Origin of the sequence: Sphingopyxis sp., from assembly GCF_036675685.1 — a bacterium.
Classification (GTDB): domain Bacteria; phylum Pseudomonadota; class Alphaproteobacteria; order Sphingomonadales; family Sphingomonadaceae; genus Sphingopyxis.
Map to the genome: position 1 here is coordinate 83,882 of NZ_JAKFEM010000004.1, position 18,936 is coordinate 102,817.

Consider the following 18,936-nt stretch of genomic DNA (forward strand, 5'->3'; position numbering starts at 1 on the left):
GAGGAGCAATTGCGTTCCGCTCGAAACTTCGCCGCCCGCGAACGCCACGATGGATCAGCTTTCGCCGAAGGGGGTGGTTCCCGCCGGCCGGCCATCGGCGCCCAGGCTGACCTGTTCGATGCGCGCCTGTGCCGCGGCGAGCCGCGCCTCGCAATGCCCGCGCAGCGCATGGCCGCGCTCATAAAGCGCCACCGATTCCTCGAGGCTGACATCGCCGCTTTCAAGCCGCCGCACGATCGTTTCGAGTTCGCCCATCGCGGCTTCGAACGAGAGCGAGGCGATGATAGCTTCCGGGGCAGGCGCGGCAGCGGTGTCGGGGGTATCCGTCATGCCCCTGCTTTGGCCCGTTCGCCCCCCCGTGGTCAAGTGCGGTCAAGCTTGACGTCGCCCCCTGCCACGATAGGTTCGCCTGATGTTCATCGGCCATTTCGCCCCGCCGCTGATCGTCGCGGCCCGCCCAAAGGCGGCGGGGCTCGGGACGCTGTTCGTCGCGGCGCAGCTCGTCGACATCGGCTTTGCTGCGTTGCTGGTTCCGGGGATCGAGGCGATGCGGATCGAACCCGGCATCACCGCGATGAACCCGATGGATCTCCATCATATGCCCTATACGCACAGCCTGCTCGGCACCGCGATATGGGCTGGAGTTTTCGGCGCCCTCGTGTGGGCCGCGACGAAACGCCGCGAAGCCGCGATCGGCGCGGCACTGGTCGTCGTCTCGCACTGGTTCATCGACCTTCTGGTCCATATTCCCGACCTCACGCTGTTCGGTGCGCCGCCCAAGCTCGGGCTCGGGCTGTGGAACCATCCGCTGGTCGCGATGCCGCTGGAGGCCCTGCTGATCGGTGGGGCATTCCTCTATTATATGCGGCGCACACAGGCACCGACGGGCGACCGGCGGTTGTGGATGCTCGCGGCGCTGCTCGCCACCGTGCAGGCGGTCGACTGGTTCGGGCCGAAAGAGCCGGTTTATTCGCTGGCGATTCCGGCAACGATGCTCGCCGCCTATGCGGTGCTCGCCGGAACGGCAGCATGGGCGGGCACCAATCGCCGGCCGCTGGCACGGCTCGCCACCTGACCCCCTCGATCCGGCGCAATCGCGTTTCGATTTTTTGCAATTGCTGACGCGCGCCCCGCGCGTCATGGTGCACTGCACAAGAGAGAGGGGCGTAAAGGCAAGTTTTGTTTAGGCAACAAGGACTTGCATCATGAAAAAGATCATTCTTCCCGCCCTCGGCCTGCTCGCGCTGGCACCCGCCATCGCCTATGCCCAGGACACCGCGACGCAGCGTTTCGAACATGAAGGCATCACCTACAGCTATACCGTCACCAAGGTCGGCGACACGCGCGTGATCAGCGGCGTCGAGGAGCGCACCGGCAAACCGTTCACGCTGCGCGTCGGAACCCACCGCGTCCGCGGCACCGTCGGAACGCAGCAGGTCAGCTTCGCGCTGCGCGACGTCGAACCGCTTACCAGGCCGGCAACCGCGCTCGCCTCGCGCTAAACCCTCTCCGACCGCAGACCCCATGGTGCTTTTCGCATCATGGGGTCTGTTCCTATCGCGCGCACGCGGCTAAAGGCGCGCCATGACTCAGACCGCAACCGCGCCCGCCTCCGTCATCACCCCCGAGATCGTTGCCGAACACGGCCTGTCTCCGGAAGAATATGAGCGCGTCCTGCACGCGCTCGGGCGCGAGCCGAACCTTGTCGAACTCGGCATCTTCTCGGTCATGTGGTCCGAGCATTGCAGCTATAAAAGCTCGCGCCTCCATTTGAAGAAACTGCCCACCGAAGCGCCGTGGGTGATCTGCGGCCCCGGCGAGAATGCCGGCGTGATCGACATCGGCACCGGCGAAGGCGGCAAGAAGCTCGCCGCGATCTTCAAGATGGAGAGCCACAACCACCCGTCGTATATCGAACCCTATCAGGGCGCGGCAACCGGCGTCGGCGGCATCCTGCGCGATGTGTTCACGATGGGCGCGCGCCCGGTCGCGAACCTCAACGCGCTGCGCTTTGGCCGTCCCGACCATCCGAAGATGAAGCATCTCATCTCGGGCGTCGTCCACGGCATCGGCGGTTACGGCAATTGCGTCGGCGTGCCGACAGTCGGCGGCGAGGTCAATTTCCACAAGGCCTATGACGGCAACATCCTCGTCAACGCGATGACCGTCGGCGTCGCCGAGCAGGACAAGATCTTCTATTCGGCCGCATCGGGCGTTGGCAATCCGATCGTCTATGTCGGCTCGAAGACCGGCCGCGACGGCATCCACGGCGCGACGATGGCCTCGACCGACTTCGGCGAGGATGCCGAGGAAAAGCGCCCGACGGTGCAGGTCGGCGACCCCTTCACCGAAAAGCTGCTGATCGAGGCGTGCCTCGAACTGATGGCGTCGGACGCGATCGTCGCGATCCAGGACATGGGCGCCGCGGGCCTCACCTCCTCGTCGGTCGAGATGGCGTCGAAGGGCGGCGTCGGCCTCCACCTCAAGATGGACGACGTGCCGCAGCGCGAAACCGGCATGACGGCGTATGAGATGATGCTGTCCGAATCGCAGGAACGCATGCTCATGGTGCTGAAGCCCGGCCGCGAGGATTTCGCCGCCGCGATCTTCCACAAATGGGAACTCGACTTCGCGGTCATCGGCACCGTCACCGATACCGGCCGCATGGTGCTCGAACACCATGGCGAGATCGTCTGCGACATTCCGCTCGCGCCGCTCGCCGACGACGCGCCGCTTTATGACCGCCCGCATGTGCCGACCCCGAAGCAGCCCGCGCTGGCGAACGTCCCCGAGACGAAGGATGTCGCGGCCGATCTCAAGACCTTGATGGGCACCCCCGACATCGCCAGCCGCCGCTGGATCTGGGAGCAGTATGACAGCCAGGTCGGCGCCGACACGGTGCAGACCGGCGGCGACGCCGCGCTCGTCCGTATCCACGGCACCAACCGCGCGCTCGCCATGACGACCGACTGCACCCCGCGCTATTGCTATGCCGACCCCGTCGAGGGCGGCAAGCAGGCGGTCGCCGAAACCTGGCGCAACATCAGCGCGGTCGGCGCGACGCCGCTTGCGATCACCAATTGCCTCAACTTTGCCAACCCGCAGCGCCCGGAGATCATGGGCCAAATCGTCGGCTGCCTCGACGGCATGGCGCAGGCGTGTATCGCGCTCGACTATCCGATCGTGTCGGGCAACGTCAGCCTCTACAACGAATCCAAGGCGACCGGCGGTGGCAGCGCGATCCTGCCCACCCCCGCGATCGGCGGCGTCGGCGTTATCGAGGACCTGAACAAGGCGGTCGGCATCGGCTTCAAGCGCACTGGCGACATCGTGCTCGCAGTCGGCGAACGCGCCGGCCATCTCGGCCAATCGGTGTGGCTACGCGAAATTTTGGGCCGCGAGGAAGGCCCGCCGCCGCCGGTCGATCTGCGCGCCGAAAAGCGCACCGGCGATTTCATCCGCGGCGCGATCAACGCTGGCTGGATCACCGCCTGCCACGACGTGTCCGACGGCGGCATCGCGGTGACGCTCGCCGAAATGGCGCTGAAGTCGAACATCGGCGTGCTCGTCAGCGAAGAACAGCCCTTCGGCATCGCCGAAAGCTTCTTCGGTGAGGATCAGGGGCTTTATCTGGTCACCGTCTGCGACACCTGCCTCGCCGACTTCCTCGACGCCGCGGGGCGCGCCGATGTGCCAGTCGATCCGATCGGCCGCACGATCAAGGACCGCATCGTCTTCGAGCTTCCCGACAGCGATCATCAGGTGACGCTCGCGGAACTTCGTGAAGCGCATGAGGGTTTCTTCCCCACCTTGATGGGAGCCGACGCGGCGCTCGCCTGACGTCTTCATGAAAGAGAGGGGCCGATGAGTATCTATGTCGGAGTCGGAGGCTGGACCTTCGAGCCTTGGCGCGGCCCCTTCTACCCCGCCGGACTCGCGCAAAAGCGCGAGCTCGAATATGCCGGGCAGCATGTGACCGGCATCGAAATCAACGGCACCTATTATGGCAGCCAGAAGCCAGAAACCTTCGCCAATTGGGCGGCATCGGTGCCCGACGGTTTCAAGTTCAGCGTCAAGGCGTCACGCTTCGCGACCAACCGCAAGATACTGGCCGAAGGCGCCGGATCGATCGAGAAATTCCTGACGCAGGGCCTGACTCGGCTCGGCGACCGGCTCGGCCCGATCCACTGGCAATTCATGGCGACGAAGAAGTTCGATCGCGACGATTTCGCAGGCTTCCTCGACCTGCTCCCCGACACGCAGGACGGCCTGCCGCTGCGCCACGCGATCGAGGTGCGGCACGAAAGTTTTCGCGATCAGGCCTTCGTCGACATGGTGCGCGAACGCAACATGGCGATCGTCTTCGCCGACAGCGACGAATTCCCCTGCATCGACGAACAGACCGCCGATTTCACCTACGCGCGCTTGCAACGCAGCCGGGAGGATGTCGAAACCGGCTATGACGACAAGGCGCTCGACGCTTGGGCCAAGCAAGTCCGCGACTGGGCAAAGGGCGACCGCGACGTCTATATCTTCTTCATCGCCGGCGCGAAGGTCCGCAATCCGGCGGCGGCGCAGGCGCTGATCGCCCGGCTGGGCTAATGGCCAGCGGCTATTCGGGTACCCCGCTCGCGAAAAAGCTGTCGTTGAAGGACGGGCAGGTCGTCTGGTTCCACGCGATGCCCGAAAGCGTGCGTGCCGAGATCGGCGCGATCGCGCTCGACGAACGCGGCGCGCCCGAACGGGGCATCGACGCTGCGCATATCTTCACGGTCGACCGCACCGAACTCGAACGCCTGCTGGCGGAGCTGCGCACGCCGATCGCCCCCGCCGGGTTCGTCTGGGTCAGCTGGCCCAAGAAGGCATCGAAAGTCCCGACCGACATCACCGAGGATGTCATCCGCGAGATTTGTCTGCCGATGGGCTGGGTCGACGTAAAGGTCTGCGCGGTCGACGCGATCTGGTCGGGACTGAAGCTGATGATCCGGAAGGAACTGCGTTAGCCCCTTTTCGTCACCCCGGCGAAAGCCGGGGTCTCGCCGTCGCATCCCAACGCACCATCGAGATCCCGGCCTTCGCCGAGATGACGAGACAAAGGAGATCAGGCCGCTACCGCCTGCGAAGCGAGGAAGTTGTACGGATCGATACCACGGTTGCGATACGCGCGGTGGGCTTCCTCATACAGCGTCGGCTTGCCGATCCCCAACCGCGCACGCGCGGCTTCGAGCGGTTCGGCGAGCAGCGAGCGGATGTCCTGCTCGATGATCGCCTGCGACGCCTTGCCGTGGCGCTGGCCCTGGCGGATCGCGCCCATCACCGGCGCATTGGCCTTGACGCCGCGCTTCACCTCATAGCCACCGGCATAGGCGATGAAGAAATTGCCGTAATTGCCCGTCTGGCCATAGGTGAAGCCGAGAACGCACTGTTCGCCGAGCGCATCGCGGCCATAGCCGGTCAGAATGTGGAACAGGTCGTGCGTGTCGCGCAGGCGGTTGGAATACCATTGCACTTGGTCGTCGAACTTGGGGCGGCCCATCTTGTCGGCCTCGGCGACGAGGCCGGCGGCCGACAGGCCTTCGCGGCGCATGAAGGTGACGTAGGCGTGGCCGACGCTGCCTTCGGGAAGCTGGTCGATCCATGCATGGTCGTCGAGCAGGTCGGGCAGATAGGGCTCGCTCGCCATCAGCCGCTGGCCCTTCTCGCTTTCGACGAAGGCGCGCGCGTCGTCCATGAAGCCCTTGCGCGGCAAATTCTCGAAGATGTGGAAGACCTGTTCGGTGTCTTCCTTGTCCTTGATGAGCTTGCGGAAGTGCTGGAACGCCTTGAACGGGCGGAACTTCTGCGGCTTGCGGTCGGGATGGGAGAAGATGGTCGGGGTCATGGTTGGCCTCGTTCGAATCAGTTGATGCTCTCCATCTACCACTACTGACATAGATGTCAATAATGACTTAATCGCTGGACCGCGTAGCGCATCGACTGTAATAGGCATATAATACAGTGGAGGGCATATGAGCGAAATCAACCAGACAAAGCCGGACCGGCTCATCACCCTCGACGCGCTGCGCGGCTTTGCCGTGATGGGCATATTGGCGATGAACATCGTCGCCTTTGCAATGCCCGAAATGGCTTATGTCTCGCCCAAGGCCTATGGCGGCGAGACGCCGTCGGACATCGCCGGCTGGGCGCTTGGCTTCCTGCTGTTCGACGGCAAGATGCGCGGGCTGTTCTCGATCCTGTTCGGGGCAAGCATGCTCTTGATCATCGATCGCGCCGAGGCGGGCGGGCAAAAGCCGGCAACGGTCCATTATCGCCGCATGGCATGGCTCGCGGTGTTCGGCCTCTGCCATTATTTCTTCATCTGGTGGGGCGACATCTTGTTCCTCTATGCGAGCGTCGGCTGCATCGCCTTCGGCTTTCGCAAGTGGGAAGCGCGCCGGCTGATTAAATGGGCGCTCGGCCTTTTCACCCTCGGTGTTGTCTTGACCTCGCTCTTCTTCGGCGCACAGCTTGCGGTCGCGAGCGCCGCCGATGACCCCGCCTCGTCGATGACCGAAGCCGGCCGCGAGGTGCGCGACGAATATGCCAAGATCGACAGCGAAGTCCCTGAGGAGCTGGCGCTGTATCGCGGCCCCTATCGGCCGATCCTGGACGAGCGGCTCGGCAATGCCGCCAATCCGCTGATCATGGTGCTGATGTCGCTCCTCGAAACGCTGCCGTTGATGATGCTGGGCATGGCCCTGTTCCGCAGCGGCTTCCTGACCGGCGCGTGGGCGGCGGCCGACTATCGGCGGACCGCCTTGCGCTGGCTGCCGCCGGGGCTGCTGCTTACCATAGTGGTGGGATGGCTCCAGTGGCGCGCCGGCTTTGACTATCTCGTCGCGGTCAATGCCTTCATGGCCTGGTCGGGACCGGGGCGGCTGATGATGACGATCGCCTATGCCGCGCTGATCCTGTTGCTGATCCAGCGCGCCGGCGCCAGCGCCTGGCTCGCGCGCGTCGCGGCGGCAGGGCAGATGGCCTTTTCCAACTATCTCGGCACCAGCATCGTGATGACCACGATCTTCTATGGCTATGGGCTGGGGCTGTTCGGCGCGGTCGATCGCTGGACGCTCTATCTTTTTTGCGCCGGCATGTGGGCCGTCATGCTGCTGTGGTCAAAGCCGTGGCTCGAACGCTTCCGCTATGGCCCGCTCGAATGGCTGTGGCGCAGCCTCGCGCGCGGATCGCTGCAGCCGATGCGGAAGGCTGCTGCGGCTCAGTAACCGACGGCGCGGCCGAAACCTGCCGGACGGCGCTGAACGAGCGGGTTCGCTTCGCGCTCCAGCGCGCTGAGCGTCTCCTCGAACAGCCGACGCAGTTCGACGACGCGCGGCAGATATTCCTCGGGGCTGATCTGGCTTTCGACGCAGTGGCGGGCGAACATCTCGATATCCTCGGCGAGCGCGCCCAGCTTTTCGCCGCCGAACTGGCGGGCTTCGCTTTTCAGCGTGTGCGCGGGCATGACGAGGCCGCGCGCATCGCGGGCGCGCATCGCCTCTTCGATCGCGGCCACCGATTTGGTGCCGTCCTCGCGAAAATAGCCGAGAATTCGGACAAACGCGGCACCCAGCTGGGTGCGCGTTGCGCGAAATTCATCCCAATCGACCAGGATTTCGTCCAATGTTCTGTCCCTTGGTGTTCAAATTCGGCCGTGGTCCCAACCGATCCATGCCCAAGTTCGGTAAAAAAGACGTTACGGTCGAAGCCGCCCCACGACAAAAGCCGCCCCGTTTTAGGTCAGCGGCGGCGAACGCGCCAGCGTCCCGCATCAGCAGACGCCGCATCGGCCTCGACCAGCCAGCCGTGCTCGGCCGCGAGCGCCGTGACTTCGCGGTCGGCCTGCGGGTCGTCGGCGATCAGCAGAACATCCGCCGCGCCGCGCATCGCGCGCGCCAGCCGCAGTGCAGGCCAGGGGCAGCGCATGCCGCGTGCATCGACGATAACCGTCGACGCGTCACTCGTCATAGGGATTGCGCGAATTGCGGAAATTGAGGCGCACCGGGACGCCCTGGAACCCCAGTTCCTTGCGCATCCCGTTGACCAGATAGCGCGTGTAGCTTCCGGGCAAGCTGTCGGTCCGGGTCCCGAACACGACGAAGGTCGGCGGCCGCGTGCGCGCCTGTGTAATGTAGCGCAGCTTGATCCGCTTGCCGCCCGGCGCCGGCGGCGGATTGGTTTCGACCGCGTTTTCGAACCAGCGGTTGAGCTTCGCGGTCGAAACGCGATTGGTCCAGATCGCGCGCTGTTCGAAGGCGACGCGAACGAGGGTGTCGATCCCCTTGCCGGTCGCGCCCGAAATGCTGAGCACCGGCACGCCCTTGACCTGGCTGAGCCCATCCTCGAGCGCGGTGCGCACACCGTTGAACAGCGACGAGGGATCTTCGGCGACGTCCCATTTGTTGAGCGCGACGATCAGCGCACGGCCTTCCTGCAACACCCTGTCGGCGATGTGCAGATCCTGCGACTCGAGCCCCTTGGTGGCGTCGAGCAGCAACACGACGACTTCGGCGAAGTCGACCGCGTGGAGCGCGTCGGCGACCGACAATTTCTCCAGCTTGTCCTGCACCTTGGCGCGCTTGCGCATGCCCGCGGTGTCGAACAGCTGGATCTCGTGGACCTCGCCGTCCTTTTCCCACTGCCAGTCGACGCGGATCGAATCGCGGGTAATCCCGGCCTCGGGCCCGGTGATCAGGCGATCCTCGCCGATCATGCGGTTGATGAGCGTCGATTTGCCCGCATTCGGGCGCCCGACGATCGCCAGCTTCATCGGGCCGAGCGGAGCGTCTTCGTCCTCCTCGCCCTCAACCGGCGGCGGTAGCGCCTCGAACGCGGCGGCGTCGAAACCGTCGACGATCGGGCGCAGCGCGTCGAACAGTTCGACGATCCCATCGCCATGCTCGGCACTGAGCGCGATCGGATTGTCGAAGCCGAGCGAATAGGATTCCATCAGGCCGTTTTCGCCCTGCTTCCCCTCGGCCTTGTTGACGACGAGGATGATCGGCGTGTCCTCGCTGCGCAGCCAGCGCGCGATTTCCTCGTCGAGCGGGGTCACGCCGGCACGGCCATCGATCATGAACAGCGCCGCGTCAGCCTCTCGCACCGCTTTTTCGGTTTGCACGCGCATCCGGCCGGGAAGCGTCGCCGCGTCATAATCCTCGAAGCCTGCGGTATCGACAATGCGGAATTCGAGCCCGAGCAGCTTGCCATCGCCCTCGCGCCGGTCGCGCGTTACCCCAGGCTGATCATCGACGAGCGCGAGGCGCTTGCCGACCAGCCGGTTGAACAGCGTCGATTTGCCCACATTGGGGCGGCCAACAATGGCGATCGTCGCAAATCGCGACATGAAACTTAATCCCTGTATCTATCCGGGCCGCCCCGGCCCGGACGCTTGTCAGCGCCAGGCCGTGATGCGCCCGTCGTCTGCCAAGATATACAAAACATTGTTCGCAACCACCGGGGACTGCGACAATGGCGTCTTGAACTCGGTCGAGGCCAGCAGCGATCCGTCGGTCGGCGAAAATTCGGACAACGTCCCTTCGCTGTTGACCGAAATCAGCCGCCCGCCCGCAAGAATCGGCCCGGTCCAGCGGATCGGATCCTTTTTCTTCTTCTCGGTTTCGACACGGAAACGCGCGAGCTGCTGGAGCCAGCGAACCTTGCCCGACGAGCGCGCGACGCACAGCAGCTTGCCGTCGTCGGTCATCGCATAGACCCATTGGCCGACGACATAGGGCGTCGAAATGCCCGCGATCGAGATTTCCCAGCTACGCTGGCCGGTGAGCAATTCATAGCTCGCCATGCGGCCACCCTGACCGAGTGCGAAGACGCGGCCATTGTCGACGACCGGATCGGCATCGACGTCGGTGAGGGTCGACACCGACAGCGCCATCGACGTGCGCGCCAGCGCGTCTTCCCATAGATCACGGCCGTTTTCGTAGCGATAAGCCTGGACTTCGCCCGACGAGAAGCCGGCAACGATCGTCCCCTGGCCGGCCGCCGGCGACGCGGCGCCAAACACGCTGCCCGGCTCCATCGACGCCGTCGCCTGCCACTGCACCGCGCCATTGGCCGCGTTGAGCGCAAAAATCTGGTTGTCCTGGCTGATCACATAGACGCCGCCGAACGCAATCGTCGGCGCGCCGCGCAGCGGGCCCGAAGGCTTCACCTTCCAGATCACCGACCCGTCGGCGACGTTCAGCGCGGCAACATCGCCAGCGCCGCTGGTCGCATAGACGACATTTCCGTCGACCCCGGCGCCGCCGCCGAACAGCGAATCCTTGAAATCCTTACCCGTGCTGCCGATCGGCACGCTCCACAGCTTCGCGCCGGTGTCGGCGGCAAAGGCCGAGACGACGGCATCGGTGCCGACAACGAACAACCGGTTGTCGGCGATGACCGGCGACGCGGCAAGCCGCTGCTTGTTCGTGCTGCCGGCAATGTCGGCCTGCCACAGCTGGGTGCGCGTCGCGCCCAACGCCGGATGGCCCATCGATTTCGACGCATTGCCGCCCGATTGCGACCAGGCGGCGTTGACCGCCGGTTCGGGCAGCACGACCGCGATTCCCGCAGTAGCCGGATCGACCTTGACGCTGTTGTCGTTGGACAGGATCGACACGCGATCGCCCACGGTCGGGGTCTTCGGTCCGCCATCGCCCTTGAGCACGCCGCAGCCCGCGAGCGGCAGCGCCAGCAGCGCCGCGGTAATTCCATAATGCCGTTTCAGCATATTATTGGGTTTCCTCAACTTTTGCGGCTGCCGCTGCCTTGGGCGCGACATTGCCTTTCTGGTCCGCGGCGCCTTGCGTCGCGCCTTTCTTGTCGGCTTCGGCGCTGTCCGCCGCGCGGTCTGCGACCGCATCGACGCCGAGCATGCCCGCCATCTGCACCGAGCGTGATTCGAGCGACTTGGCGACGTCGGGTGTTTTGGCGATGCGGCCATAGAGCGCGCCCGCCTGGTCATATTGACCGAGCTGATAATGCGCGGTCGCCGACAGTTCGGCGGCGCTGGCAAACCAACTCGACGCCGGATCCTTCGCATCGACCATGGGCTTCATGCGCGCGATCACCATTTCGGGCTTCAGCGTGTCATATTCGAATGCGGTCTGGCGGATCAGCGCGAGGTCGCGCAGCGCCGGATCGAGCTTCGTGTCGGCGGCGACTTTCGCCATCAACGCCGCGGCGGCCTTGAGGTCGCCGGTCCGCGCCTTGATATTCGCTTGCTGCATCAGGGCGACGGCGCGATAGGCGGGATCGCCCTCGGCGACGAGCTTGTCCAGATCGGCCGTGGCGGCGCGCGGCTGGTTGGCATTGAGCTTTTCGAAAGCCGCAACCAGTTCTTCAGCCTGTTCGCCGCGCGCGATATCCTGCCGGTGGCTCCAATAAAGATAGCCGCCGAACGCCAGCAGCGCGGCGATGACACCGCCGATGATCCAGCGCCCATAGCGCTGCATGATCGTATCGAGCCGATCCTTGCGGACGGCCTCGTCAACCTCTTGCAACAGCGCAGCATCGTTCGTCGGGCTCAGGGCCAATCAAACCTCCATTTGTCATTCATGGCTCTGGGCCGGCCGCTTCCTTAGCGACGACGCCGAAAAAGGCCAAGCGATTCACTTGGCCCCGATCCACGCCGCCCGATATTCAGCCAGCGTAGATCTGATCTTCTGTCGGGAATGAACGGGACCTGACTTGCTCGGCATATTCCTTGACCGCGCCTTCGACGACGCCGGCCATGTCCTGATAGCGTTTCACGAATTTGGGGACGCGTTCGAACATGCCCAGCATGTCCTCGGTGACCAGCACCTGGCCGTCGCATTGCGCCGAGGCGCCGATGCCGATCGTCGGGCACGCGACCTTGTTCGTCACTTCGATCGCGATCGATTCAAGCACGCCTTCGATGACCAGCGAAAAGGCGCCGGCCTGTGCCACCGCGACCGAATCCTCGACGATCGCCTTGGCTTCCGCCTCGCTCTTGCCGCGCACGCCATAGCCGCCGAGGATGTTGACCGCCTGCGGCGTCAGCCCGACATGGCCCATCACCGGGATACCGCGCTGGGTCAGGAATTCGATCGTCGGGGCGAGCGCACGGCCGCCCTCGAGCTTCACCGCCGCCGCGCCGGTTTCCTTGAGCAGGCGGGCCGCGTTGGTGAACGCCTGTTCGGGGCTTGCTTCATAGCTGCCAAAGGGCATGTCGACGATAACCGCGGCGTGATAGCTGCCGCGCACCACCGCGGCGCCGTGCAGCGCCATCATCTCCATCGTCACCCCGACGGTGTGCGGCAGGCCATAGATCACCTGCCCCAGCGAATCGCCGACGAGCAGCATGTCGCAATGCGGGTCAAGCAGCTGCGCCATCCGGACGGTGTAGGCGGTCAGCATCACCAGCGGTTCGCCGCCCTTGCGCTGGCGAATGCGCGGAACGGTGAGGCGTTTCATCGGCTGCGGCGTCGGGTTGGCGCGGCTGGTCGACGTGTCGAAGGTGAGCGTTTTTGGGAGTGTGGACATGGCGCGGGGGTTTAGCCGCTAAAACGGCCAGGCGAAAGCGGCAAAGGCTTATCGTTGCGGCGCAGCGAGTGTGGGAAGCAGCGTGCTTACGCCGCGCTCAACATCGCAAGATGCTCCGCGCTCAGCGCCAGGTCCATGCTGCCAAGCAGCTCGCCCAGCTGATCCACCGTCGTCGCGCTGGCGATCGGGGCGGTCACGCCCGGCTGCTGCGCGACCCAGGCGAGCGCGATCTGCGACAGGGTGGCGCCGGTTTCGGCGGCGATGCGGTCCATGACCGCCAACACCGCAGGGCCACGCCTCTCCATATAAGTCTTCGCCTTGAACCCGCGCGGGCTCTTTCGAAGGTCGTCGGCGCCGCGATATTTGCCCGACAGATAGCCCGAGGCGAGGCTGTAATAAGGGACCACCCCGATATTTTCGGCGATGCAAAGCCGTTGCAGCGCGCCTTCAAATTGGTCGCGGTCGAGCAGATTGAGTTCGGGCTGCATCACCGTGAAGCGCGGCAGACCCTTTTCATCGGCGATACGCAGCGCCTCGGCGAGCCGCTCGGCGCTATAGTTGGATGCGCCCAGCGCGCGTATCTTGCCCGCGTCGATCAGCTCGCCAAATGCACCGAGCACTTCGGCCAGCGGAACGTCGGGATCGTCCTTGTGCGCGAAATAAAGGTCGATCGTATCGACCCCCAGCCGACCCAGCGACGCGTCGGCGGCCGCGCGGATGCGGTCGGGCTGCAGCCCCTTGCCGCCCTCGCCCGGCAGCATGCCGACCTTGGTCGCGATCAACATCTGGCCGCGCGCGCCGCTGGTCTTCAGCCATTCGCCGATCACGGTTTCGGATTCGCCGCCCTTATGCCCCTCGGCCCACGCCGAATAGACGTCGGCGGTATCGATCATCCGACCGCCGCCTTCGGCGAAGCGGTCGAGGACGGCAAAACTGCCCGCCCGGTCCGCCGTCCAGCCGAAGACATTCCCGCCGAGCACCAGCGGCGGGGTCGAAAGCCCGCTTTTACCCAGCGCAATATCGGTCATCGGGAAATTCTCTTCTTCACGGTCGCCACCGCTTCGCGCGGATTGTCACTGAACAGGCCGTCGATACCGGTTTTGAGATAAGCGTCGATTTCCGCCGCGAGGTCGCCGTGCCCGGCCGGATTGAGCCCGCTCTTGTCGTCGAGCGGGAGGAAATAATTTTCGCGGCGGAAGGTCCAGGGATGGACCTTCAGCCCCGCGGCATGCGCATCGCGCACGAGGTTCGTCGGGTCGCCCAGCCGTCCGAGCGCCCCGCGCGGGATCACCATCGCCTTGTTCGGACCGATACCGTCGGCATAGGCGGCAATCGCCTTCAGCCCCATCGGCGACGTCATGGCGGCATAGCTGGTGCCCGGCATGTCGGCGGGTCCGCCCTCGGCATCCATCAACTGGATCAACGGCAGATTGCTCTTCGCCCTGAGGTCCATCAGATTCCTGACCTCGAAGCTCTGGATGAACACCGGCGCGGTGCGGCCGCGATAGCCGAAGCGACCTAGCATTGCGAGCAGCGGCGCCTCGTGCGGCAGGCCGATCGAGATGAAATAGCCGGGGTGCTTGGTTTCGGGATAGACGCCGACGGGTTTCTTCCGCTCCCCGTTTCTTTTGGCGTTTACGTCGGCCAGCAGGGCCAATATTTCCTCGAAGGTCGGGATTTCGAACTGGCCGTCATAGTCGGTGCTGCGCAGCTTCGGCAGCCGTTCGCGCGCGCGCAGCGTCTTGAGTTCGGCAAGCGTGAAATCTTCGGTGAACCAGCCCGTCACCTCCGCGCCGTCGATCGTCTTCGTCGCCTTGCGGCCGGCGAACTCGGGATGGTCGGCGACGTCGGTCGTCTCCGAAATCTCGTTCTCGTGCCGCGCGACGAGCACGCCATCCTTGGTCAGCACCAGATCGGGTTCGATATAGTCGGCACCAAGGTCGATCGCGAGCTGGTAGCCGGCGATCGTATGTTCGGGGCGCTCGCCCGACGCGCCGCGGTGCGCAATGACGATCGGCGGCGCGCCGCCCAAGGTCGGCTGCGCGGTCACATCGTCAGCCGTGCAGCCGGCGGACAGCATGAGGGCCAGCAGGGCCAGGGGCCATCGGATCATCCCGCAAAACGCGCCTGCCAGTCGCCGGCCGAAAAGCCGACGCTGATCCCGTCCGCGGCTTCGACCACCGGGCGGCGGATCATCGCCGGCTGCTCCAGCATCAGCGCCTTTGCCGAGGCGACATCGAGCCCCTCCTTCTGCGCATCGGGCAGCTTGCGAAAGGTCGTTCCGGCCCTGTTGAGCAATTTTTCCCAGCCGAGCGCGTCGATCCACTGCTGGAGCCGCGCGGCGTCGAGACCATCCTTGCGCACATCGTGGAAGCGGTACGCGACACCCTGCTCGTCGAGCCAGCGCCGCGCCTTCTTCACCGTGTCGCAGTTCGAAATGCCATAGAGAATCAGCGTCATGAGCTCCAGCTTAGCATTGGGCAATTACATATTCGAGGCGTGAGAATAGCTATGCCCTCATGTTATGGGCAGGCGGTCGGCGATCCGCGTGTTCGCGCTCGCCAATTTGCCACGCAGCGCGCGTGCAAAGCCTTCGTGGAGTGCGCCGGCGATGCCGGGATTGGCGGCAAGATAGGCGCGCAACGCCGCGGCGGGCACGAACCACAGCCGCGCATTGCTGCCGAGCAGCACCGTTCCGGTGGCATGGGCGCCGTCGAGAACCGTCGCTTCGCCGATCAATGCTCCATCGGACAATTTCCCGACCTCGGCGCCGTCGCAATGGATCGCCGCCTGCCCTTCGGCAAGATAGAAAAGGCTGGGCGCCGCCTGATTCTCGCGGATCAAAACCTCGCCGCGCCGCGCCGAAATCCAGTGCCCCTGATCGATCAAACCGCGCGCCGCCGCCGGACTCAACCCGGCGAAATGCTGGCGGCGCAATTCCTCCTCTTCGCCCGAAAATCGAACCTTGCCATCGCGCAGCCACAACCGGGCCAGGATGCCGATGTTGACCACCAGGATCGCCAGCACCAGCATGCCATAACCCACATCGGGCTCGCGAAAGAAGACGAGCGGCAGGGCCACCAGCGCCGCCACCGCGAGGCCGATGCGGACATAATCGATACGGACGACAAAGCTTGTCGCCAACAGCGACAACAGCACCCCGTATACAAACCATGCGGAATCGAAATTCGCCATAGCCAATCGCTTCGCGTCGAGACCCGAAGTCAGGTCACAGGTGTATAACGTTATCGATAGCCAAATGCCTTGGCTGCGCCCCCGATCGCCTTTCCAAAGCGTGTAACAAACTATCAGTTCTGGGCCGCCAAGAAAAGCATAGGTGCGCAAATGTCACGATAATGCTAATTTTCGCGTTCGCCTGTGCCGGGCGCATTGCGTCCGGCCGGCATTCGCGCCATGGGGCACACGGATTCGAACGCGAAAAGAACAGGCAGATGACGAAAAATTGGCAACCGCATAGCTGGCGTTCGCACGAGGCCCGCCAGCTTCCCACCTATCGCGACGCCGATGCTCTCGCGGCGGCGGAGCGCGAGCTCAGCAATTATCCGCCACTCGTGTTTGCCGGCGAGGCGCGCGACCTGACGAATGACCTCGGCCGTGTGGCAGAAGGCAAGGCGTTTCTGCTCCAGGGCGGCGATTGCGCCGAAAGCTTTGCCGAATTTCATCCGAACAACATCCGCGACACCTTCCGCGTCCTGCTCCAGATGGCGGTCGTCCTGACCTTCGCCTCGAAAATGCCGGTGGTGAAGCTCGGCCGTATGGCGGGCCAGTTCGCCAAGCCGCGTTCGGCCGACATGGAAGACGTCGATGGCGTGTCGCTGCCGAGCTATCGCGGCGACATCATCAACGACATCGCGTTCGAGGCGGTGGGCCGCGAGCCCGACCCGCAGCGCATGGTCAAGGCGTATAATCAGTCGGCGGCGACGCTCAATCTGCTGCGCGCCTTTGCCGGCGGCGGTTATGCCAATTTGCACCAGGTCAACGCCTGGACGCATGATTTCATGGACCGCAGCCCGTGGGCCAAGAAATATCAGGAAACCGCCGCGCGCATTTCCGAAGCCTTGGCCTTCATGGAAGCGTGCGGCGTGACGCCCGAGACGGTGCCGCAGATCAAGGGCACCAGCTTCTACACCAGCCACGAAGCGCTGCTGCTTCCTTATGAGCAGGCGCTGACGCGGCAGGACAGCCTGACCGGCGGCTGGTACGACACCTCGGGCCACTTCCTGTGGGTCGGCGACCGCACGCGGTTCGAAGGGTCGGCGCATATCGAATATCTGCGCGGGATCGGCAATCCGGTCGGCATGAAGTGCGGCCCGAGCCTCGAACCCGACGTGCTGCTGCGCCTGCTCGACACGCTCAATCCGAAGCATGTCGCGGGCCGGATGACGCTGATCACGCGCTATGGCCATGACAAGATCGAAGCGCATCTGCCCAAGCTGGTGCGCGCGGTGAAGGAATCGGGGCATCCCGTCGTCTGGTCGTGCGACCCGATGCACGGCAATGTCATCAAGACGCCCAACGGCTACAAGACGCGCCCGTTCGAACGCATCCTCGCCGAAGTGCGCGGCTTCTTTGCCGTGCACCGCGCCGAGGGCACACACGGCGGCGGCATCCATATCGAAATGACCGGCCAGAATGTCACCGAATGCACCGGCGGCGCGATGGACGTGACGCAGATGGACCTGGCCGACCGCTATCACACCCATTGCGACCCGCGTTTGAACGCCGGTCAGTCGCTCGAACTGGCTTTCCTGCTGGCAGAGATGCTCAATCAGGAAATGAACGAGCGGGCGAAGCAGGCGGCCTGATCGGCATCAATTAAATAGGGACAATCCCTATTTAATTTGCCGTTCCCGGCCACCGCTTGGTGTCAGCAAACGCGCGGCCCAGCGCGACATGCAGGTCGGCATCCTCGGCTGCACCGCCGAGCGGGATCTTGTCGGAGAAATTGTCGGCGGCGGTGTGATAATCGCTGCCGAGGAAGGCTTCGAGCAGCGGCATGTCCGAAAAACTCCCGCCGACCATCAGCGACGTCACGCCCTTCGCGCCCAGCGCCCAGCCGTCCTGCCGCTGGATGAACGCGTCGGCCTCGCCATCCTCGTCGAGCTTGCGGCCGAGCTTCGTCGCGGCCTCGCGCACGACCGCATCATAAGCGGGCTTGCCGCGGCCGATCGTCGCGACCGGGGTGCCGCGCGGTGAAATCGCGATCGTGTCGATGTTGAGCGCAACGGTAATGTCGCCGAGCGGCACCGCCGGATGATCGGCGAAATAATGGGCGCCGAGCAGGCCCTTTTCCTCGGCCGTCGTCGCGAGGAAATAGACGTCGCGGTCGGGACGCTGGCCCGAACCCAGCCGCTTCGCCACCTCGATCAGCACTGCGATACCGCTCGCATTGTCGACCGCGCCATTACAGATGCGGTCGGCAGCGCCCTCGGGCTCGCAGATGCCGAGATGGTCCCAATGGCCGAGGAACAGCACCGCCTTGCCGTCGGGCTTGGCGCCCGGAAGCTTCGCGATGACATTGTTGCTGGCGAAGGGGCGAATGGCCGATTGTGTTGCCAGGTCCGCAGTCACGGGCAGCGCCGCACCGCGATAGTCGGGCGATTTCGCCGCCTCGCGCAGCGCGCCACCATCCTGCCCCGCCTTTTTGAGCAACGCATCGGCCGCCTCGAGCGACAGGAAGCCAGTGACCGGTGCGCCCGGCTTGGCGCTGGCGAGGCGCACCGCCTTGCCGCCGGCACTTTCGCGCAGCTGCGCCCAGGGCACGGCGTCGGTTGCAATCACCAGCACGGCGGCCGCTCCGGCATCGGCCAGCATCTGCCGCCGCTCACGATAACGCGGCAGTTTTTCGCCAAAGGGTGCGTTATCGAACAGCATGATCGCGAGCTTGTCCGTGACATCGGCGTTGACCTTGCCCGCGCCATCGACACCATAGCCGACGAAGATCGCGGGCAGGTCCGCCAGCGATACCGACGGGTCGCGCCCGGTCAGGATGATGCCGTCATCCTCGAGCGCGAAATCGCGGCCGTGGACCTTGAATTTCGCTGTCCCGCCGACCGTCTGACTCTCGACGAACGGCACCGGCTGCAGCCAGGGCGTCGTGCTGCCCGGCACGGCTTCAAGGCCCGCCTTGGCCCATTCGCCGACGATATAGACGATGGTGCGATCCTCGCCCTCGGTTCCCGGAGCGCGGCCTTCGAACGCGTCGCTCGCGAGTATCTTGATATGCCCGGCGAGCTGCGCCTCGGTGACCGGCGCGTCGGCGCCCTTGGCCCAAGCGGGAATGGTCGCGGCAGGGACGCCGGTGAAAGCGGCCAGGGCGACGGCCGCGATGGCGGCGCGAAACTTTATTGCTTGCATGGGAGCGCCGCATGGCAT

At 64.8% G+C, this 18,936-nt stretch carries 20 protein-coding genes; 7 read left to right on the forward strand and 13 right to left on the reverse strand.

Features of this window, described 5'->3' with window-relative positions; all coding sequences use genetic code 11:
• Window positions 1-54: 54 nt before the first annotated feature.
• Window positions 55-330, reverse strand: a complete 276-nt coding sequence (locus V6M50_RS01560; protein ID WP_332816775.1) for an exodeoxyribonuclease VII small subunit — start codon at window positions 328-330, stop codon at window positions 55-57.
• An 82-nt stretch (window positions 331-412) separates the two neighbouring features.
• Here V6M50_RS01560 and V6M50_RS01565 point away from each other — a divergent pair, with 82 nt between their 5' ends.
• The 5 genes from V6M50_RS01565 to V6M50_RS01585 all read left to right on the forward strand — a co-directional run bounded on the left by V6M50_RS01565 (window position 413) and on the right by V6M50_RS01585 (window position 5,003).
• Window positions 413-1,075 (forward strand): hypothetical protein, encoded by a 663-nt coding sequence (locus V6M50_RS01565; protein WP_332816776.1) that lies wholly within the window; start codon window positions 413-415, stop codon window positions 1,073-1,075.
• Between the two features lie 130 nt (window positions 1,076-1,205).
• Entirely contained in the window at window positions 1,206-1,502 is a 297-nt protein-coding gene (locus tag V6M50_RS01570) for a hypothetical protein (protein WP_332816777.1), read from the forward strand.
• An 82-nt stretch (window positions 1,503-1,584) separates the two neighbouring features.
• Window positions 1,585-3,840 (forward strand): phosphoribosylformylglycinamidine synthase subunit PurL, encoded by a 2,256-nt coding sequence (gene purL, locus V6M50_RS01575; protein WP_332816778.1) that lies wholly within the window; start codon window positions 1,585-1,587, stop codon window positions 3,838-3,840.
• A 24-nt stretch (window positions 3,841-3,864) separates the two neighbouring features.
• Entirely contained in the window at window positions 3,865-4,602 is a 738-nt protein-coding gene (locus V6M50_RS01580) for a DUF72 domain-containing protein (RefSeq protein ID WP_332816779.1), read from the forward strand.
• Window positions 4,602-5,003 carry a hypothetical protein gene (locus V6M50_RS01585; protein WP_332816780.1) on the forward strand — a complete coding sequence of 134 codons (402 nt, stop codon included), beginning with the start codon at window positions 4,602-4,604 and terminating at the stop codon, window positions 5,001-5,003. The genes V6M50_RS01580 and V6M50_RS01585 overlap by 1 nt, the downstream gene beginning before the upstream one ends.
• Before the next feature lie 98 nt (window positions 5,004-5,101).
• Here V6M50_RS01585 and V6M50_RS01590 read toward each other — a convergent pair whose 3' ends face one another.
• On the reverse strand, window positions 5,102-5,881 hold the full coding sequence (locus tag V6M50_RS01590; RefSeq protein ID WP_332816781.1) for a Coq4 family protein: 780 nt from the start codon (window positions 5,879-5,881) through the stop codon (window positions 5,102-5,104).
• A 127-nt stretch (window positions 5,882-6,008) separates the two neighbouring features.
• Between V6M50_RS01590 and V6M50_RS01595 the strand changes: the two genes are divergently transcribed.
• Entirely contained in the window at window positions 6,009-7,262 is a 1,254-nt protein-coding gene (locus tag V6M50_RS01595) for a DUF418 domain-containing protein (RefSeq protein WP_332816782.1), read from the forward strand.
• On the opposite strand, the gene V6M50_RS01600 is transcribed toward V6M50_RS01595, so the two are convergent.
• The 10 genes from V6M50_RS01600 to V6M50_RS01645 form a co-directional block, all read right to left on the reverse strand.
• The gene (locus tag V6M50_RS01600) at window positions 7,256-7,660 is read right to left on the reverse strand and encodes an Hpt domain-containing protein (RefSeq protein WP_332816783.1); all 405 of its coding nucleotides are present in this window, start codon (window positions 7,658-7,660) and stop codon (window positions 7,256-7,258) included. The genes V6M50_RS01595 and V6M50_RS01600 overlap by 7 nt on opposite strands.
• 116 nt (window positions 7,661-7,776) lie before the next feature.
• A complete protein-coding gene (locus V6M50_RS01605; RefSeq protein ID WP_332816784.1) occupies window positions 7,777-8,004 on the reverse strand; it encodes a sulfurtransferase TusA family protein in 228 nt (75 codons plus the stop codon).
• Window positions 7,994-9,382 carry a ribosome biogenesis GTPase Der gene (der, locus tag V6M50_RS01610; protein ID WP_332816785.1) on the reverse strand — a complete coding sequence of 463 codons (1,389 nt, stop codon included), beginning with the start codon at window positions 9,380-9,382 and terminating at the stop codon, window positions 7,994-7,996. The genes V6M50_RS01605 and der overlap by 11 nt, the downstream gene beginning before the upstream one ends.
• Before the next feature lie 48 nt (window positions 9,383-9,430).
• On the reverse strand, window positions 9,431-10,765 hold the full coding sequence (locus V6M50_RS01615) for an outer membrane protein assembly factor BamB family protein (RefSeq protein WP_332816786.1): 1,335 nt from the start codon (window positions 10,763-10,765) through the stop codon (window positions 9,431-9,433).
• A gap of 1 nt (window position 10,766) precedes the next feature.
• Window positions 10,767-11,570, reverse strand: a complete 804-nt coding sequence (locus V6M50_RS01620) for a tetratricopeptide repeat protein (protein WP_332816787.1) — start codon at window positions 11,568-11,570, stop codon at window positions 10,767-10,769.
• A 106-nt stretch (window positions 11,571-11,676) separates the two neighbouring features.
• Window positions 11,677-12,540, reverse strand: coding sequence for a 3-methyl-2-oxobutanoate hydroxymethyltransferase (gene panB / locus V6M50_RS01625; protein ID WP_332816788.1), 864 nt, complete (start codon window positions 12,538-12,540; stop codon window positions 11,677-11,679).
• Window positions 12,541-12,626: 86 nt separating this feature from the next.
• Entirely contained in the window at window positions 12,627-13,568 is a 942-nt protein-coding gene (locus V6M50_RS01630) for an aldo/keto reductase (RefSeq protein WP_332816789.1), read from the reverse strand.
• Entirely contained in the window at window positions 13,565-14,653 is a 1,089-nt protein-coding gene (locus V6M50_RS01635; RefSeq protein ID WP_332816790.1) for a glycerophosphodiester phosphodiesterase, read from the reverse strand. The genes V6M50_RS01630 and V6M50_RS01635 overlap by 4 nt, the downstream gene beginning before the upstream one ends.
• The gene (locus V6M50_RS01640; RefSeq protein WP_332816791.1) at window positions 14,650-15,000 is read right to left on the reverse strand and encodes an ArsC family reductase; all 351 of its coding nucleotides are present in this window, start codon (window positions 14,998-15,000) and stop codon (window positions 14,650-14,652) included. The genes V6M50_RS01635 and V6M50_RS01640 overlap by 4 nt, the downstream gene beginning before the upstream one ends.
• A gap of 57 nt (window positions 15,001-15,057) precedes the next feature.
• Window positions 15,058-15,699 (reverse strand): Crp/Fnr family transcriptional regulator, encoded by a 642-nt coding sequence (locus tag V6M50_RS01645; protein ID WP_332816792.1) that lies wholly within the window; start codon window positions 15,697-15,699, stop codon window positions 15,058-15,060.
• 293 nt (window positions 15,700-15,992) lie between these two features.
• On the opposite strand from V6M50_RS01645, the gene V6M50_RS01650 reads away from it, so the two are divergent.
• A complete protein-coding gene (locus V6M50_RS01650) occupies window positions 15,993-17,366 on the forward strand; it encodes a class II 3-deoxy-7-phosphoheptulonate synthase (protein ID WP_332816793.1) in 1,374 nt (457 codons plus the stop codon).
• Window positions 17,367-17,397: 31 nt separating this feature from the next.
• Here V6M50_RS01650 and V6M50_RS01655 read toward each other — a convergent pair whose 3' ends face one another.
• On the reverse strand, window positions 17,398-18,918 hold the full coding sequence (locus tag V6M50_RS01655) for a M28 family peptidase (protein WP_332816794.1): 1,521 nt from the start codon (window positions 18,916-18,918) through the stop codon (window positions 17,398-17,400).
• Between the last annotated feature and the right edge of the window lie 18 nt (window positions 18,919-18,936).

Excerpts from the sequence above, each read along its gene's own strand:
- V6M50_RS01560 (WP_332816775.1), bottom strand. The coding sequence starts at position 330 with ATGACGGATACCCCCGACACCGCTGCCGCGCCTGCCCCGGAAGCTATC.
- V6M50_RS01565 (WP_332816776.1), top strand. The coding sequence starts at position 413 with ATGTTCATCGGCCATTTCGCCCCGCCGCTGATCGTCGCGGCCCGCCCA.
- V6M50_RS01570 (WP_332816777.1), top strand. The coding sequence starts at position 1,206 with ATGAAAAAGATCATTCTTCCCGCCCTCGGCCTGCTCGCGCTGGCACCC.
- purL (WP_332816778.1), top strand. The coding sequence starts at position 1,585 with ATGACTCAGACCGCAACCGCGCCCGCCTCCGTCATCACCCCCGAGATC.
- V6M50_RS01580 (WP_332816779.1), top strand. The coding sequence starts at position 3,865 with ATGAGTATCTATGTCGGAGTCGGAGGCTGGACCTTCGAGCCTTGGCGC.
- V6M50_RS01585 (WP_332816780.1), top strand. The coding sequence starts at position 4,602 with ATGGCCAGCGGCTATTCGGGTACCCCGCTCGCGAAAAAGCTGTCGTTG.
- V6M50_RS01590 (WP_332816781.1), bottom strand. The coding sequence starts at position 5,881 with ATGACCCCGACCATCTTCTCCCATCCCGACCGCAAGCCGCAGAAGTTC.
- V6M50_RS01595 (WP_332816782.1), top strand. The coding sequence starts at position 6,009 with ATGAGCGAAATCAACCAGACAAAGCCGGACCGGCTCATCACCCTCGAC.
- V6M50_RS01605 (WP_332816784.1), bottom strand. The coding sequence starts at position 8,004 with ATGACGAGTGACGCGTCGACGGTTATCGTCGATGCACGCGGCATGCGC.
- der (WP_332816785.1), bottom strand. The coding sequence starts at position 9,382 with ATGTCGCGATTTGCGACGATCGCCATTGTTGGCCGCCCCAATGTGGGC.
- V6M50_RS01615 (WP_332816786.1), bottom strand. The coding sequence starts at position 10,765 with ATGCTGAAACGGCATTATGGAATTACCGCGGCGCTGCTGGCGCTGCCG.
- panB (WP_332816788.1), bottom strand. The coding sequence starts at position 12,540 with ATGTCCACACTCCCAAAAACGCTCACCTTCGACACGTCGACCAGCCGC.
- V6M50_RS01630 (WP_332816789.1), bottom strand. The coding sequence starts at position 13,568 with ATGACCGATATTGCGCTGGGTAAAAGCGGGCTTTCGACCCCGCCGCTG.
- V6M50_RS01635 (WP_332816790.1), bottom strand. The coding sequence starts at position 14,653 with ATGATCCGATGGCCCCTGGCCCTGCTGGCCCTCATGCTGTCCGCCGGC.
- V6M50_RS01640 (WP_332816791.1), bottom strand. The coding sequence starts at position 15,000 with ATGACGCTGATTCTCTATGGCATTTCGAACTGCGACACGGTGAAGAAG.
- V6M50_RS01650 (WP_332816793.1), top strand. The coding sequence starts at position 15,993 with ATGACGAAAAATTGGCAACCGCATAGCTGGCGTTCGCACGAGGCCCGC.
- V6M50_RS01655 (WP_332816794.1), bottom strand. The coding sequence starts at position 18,918 with ATGCAAGCAATAAAGTTTCGCGCCGCCATCGCGGCCGTCGCCCTGGCC.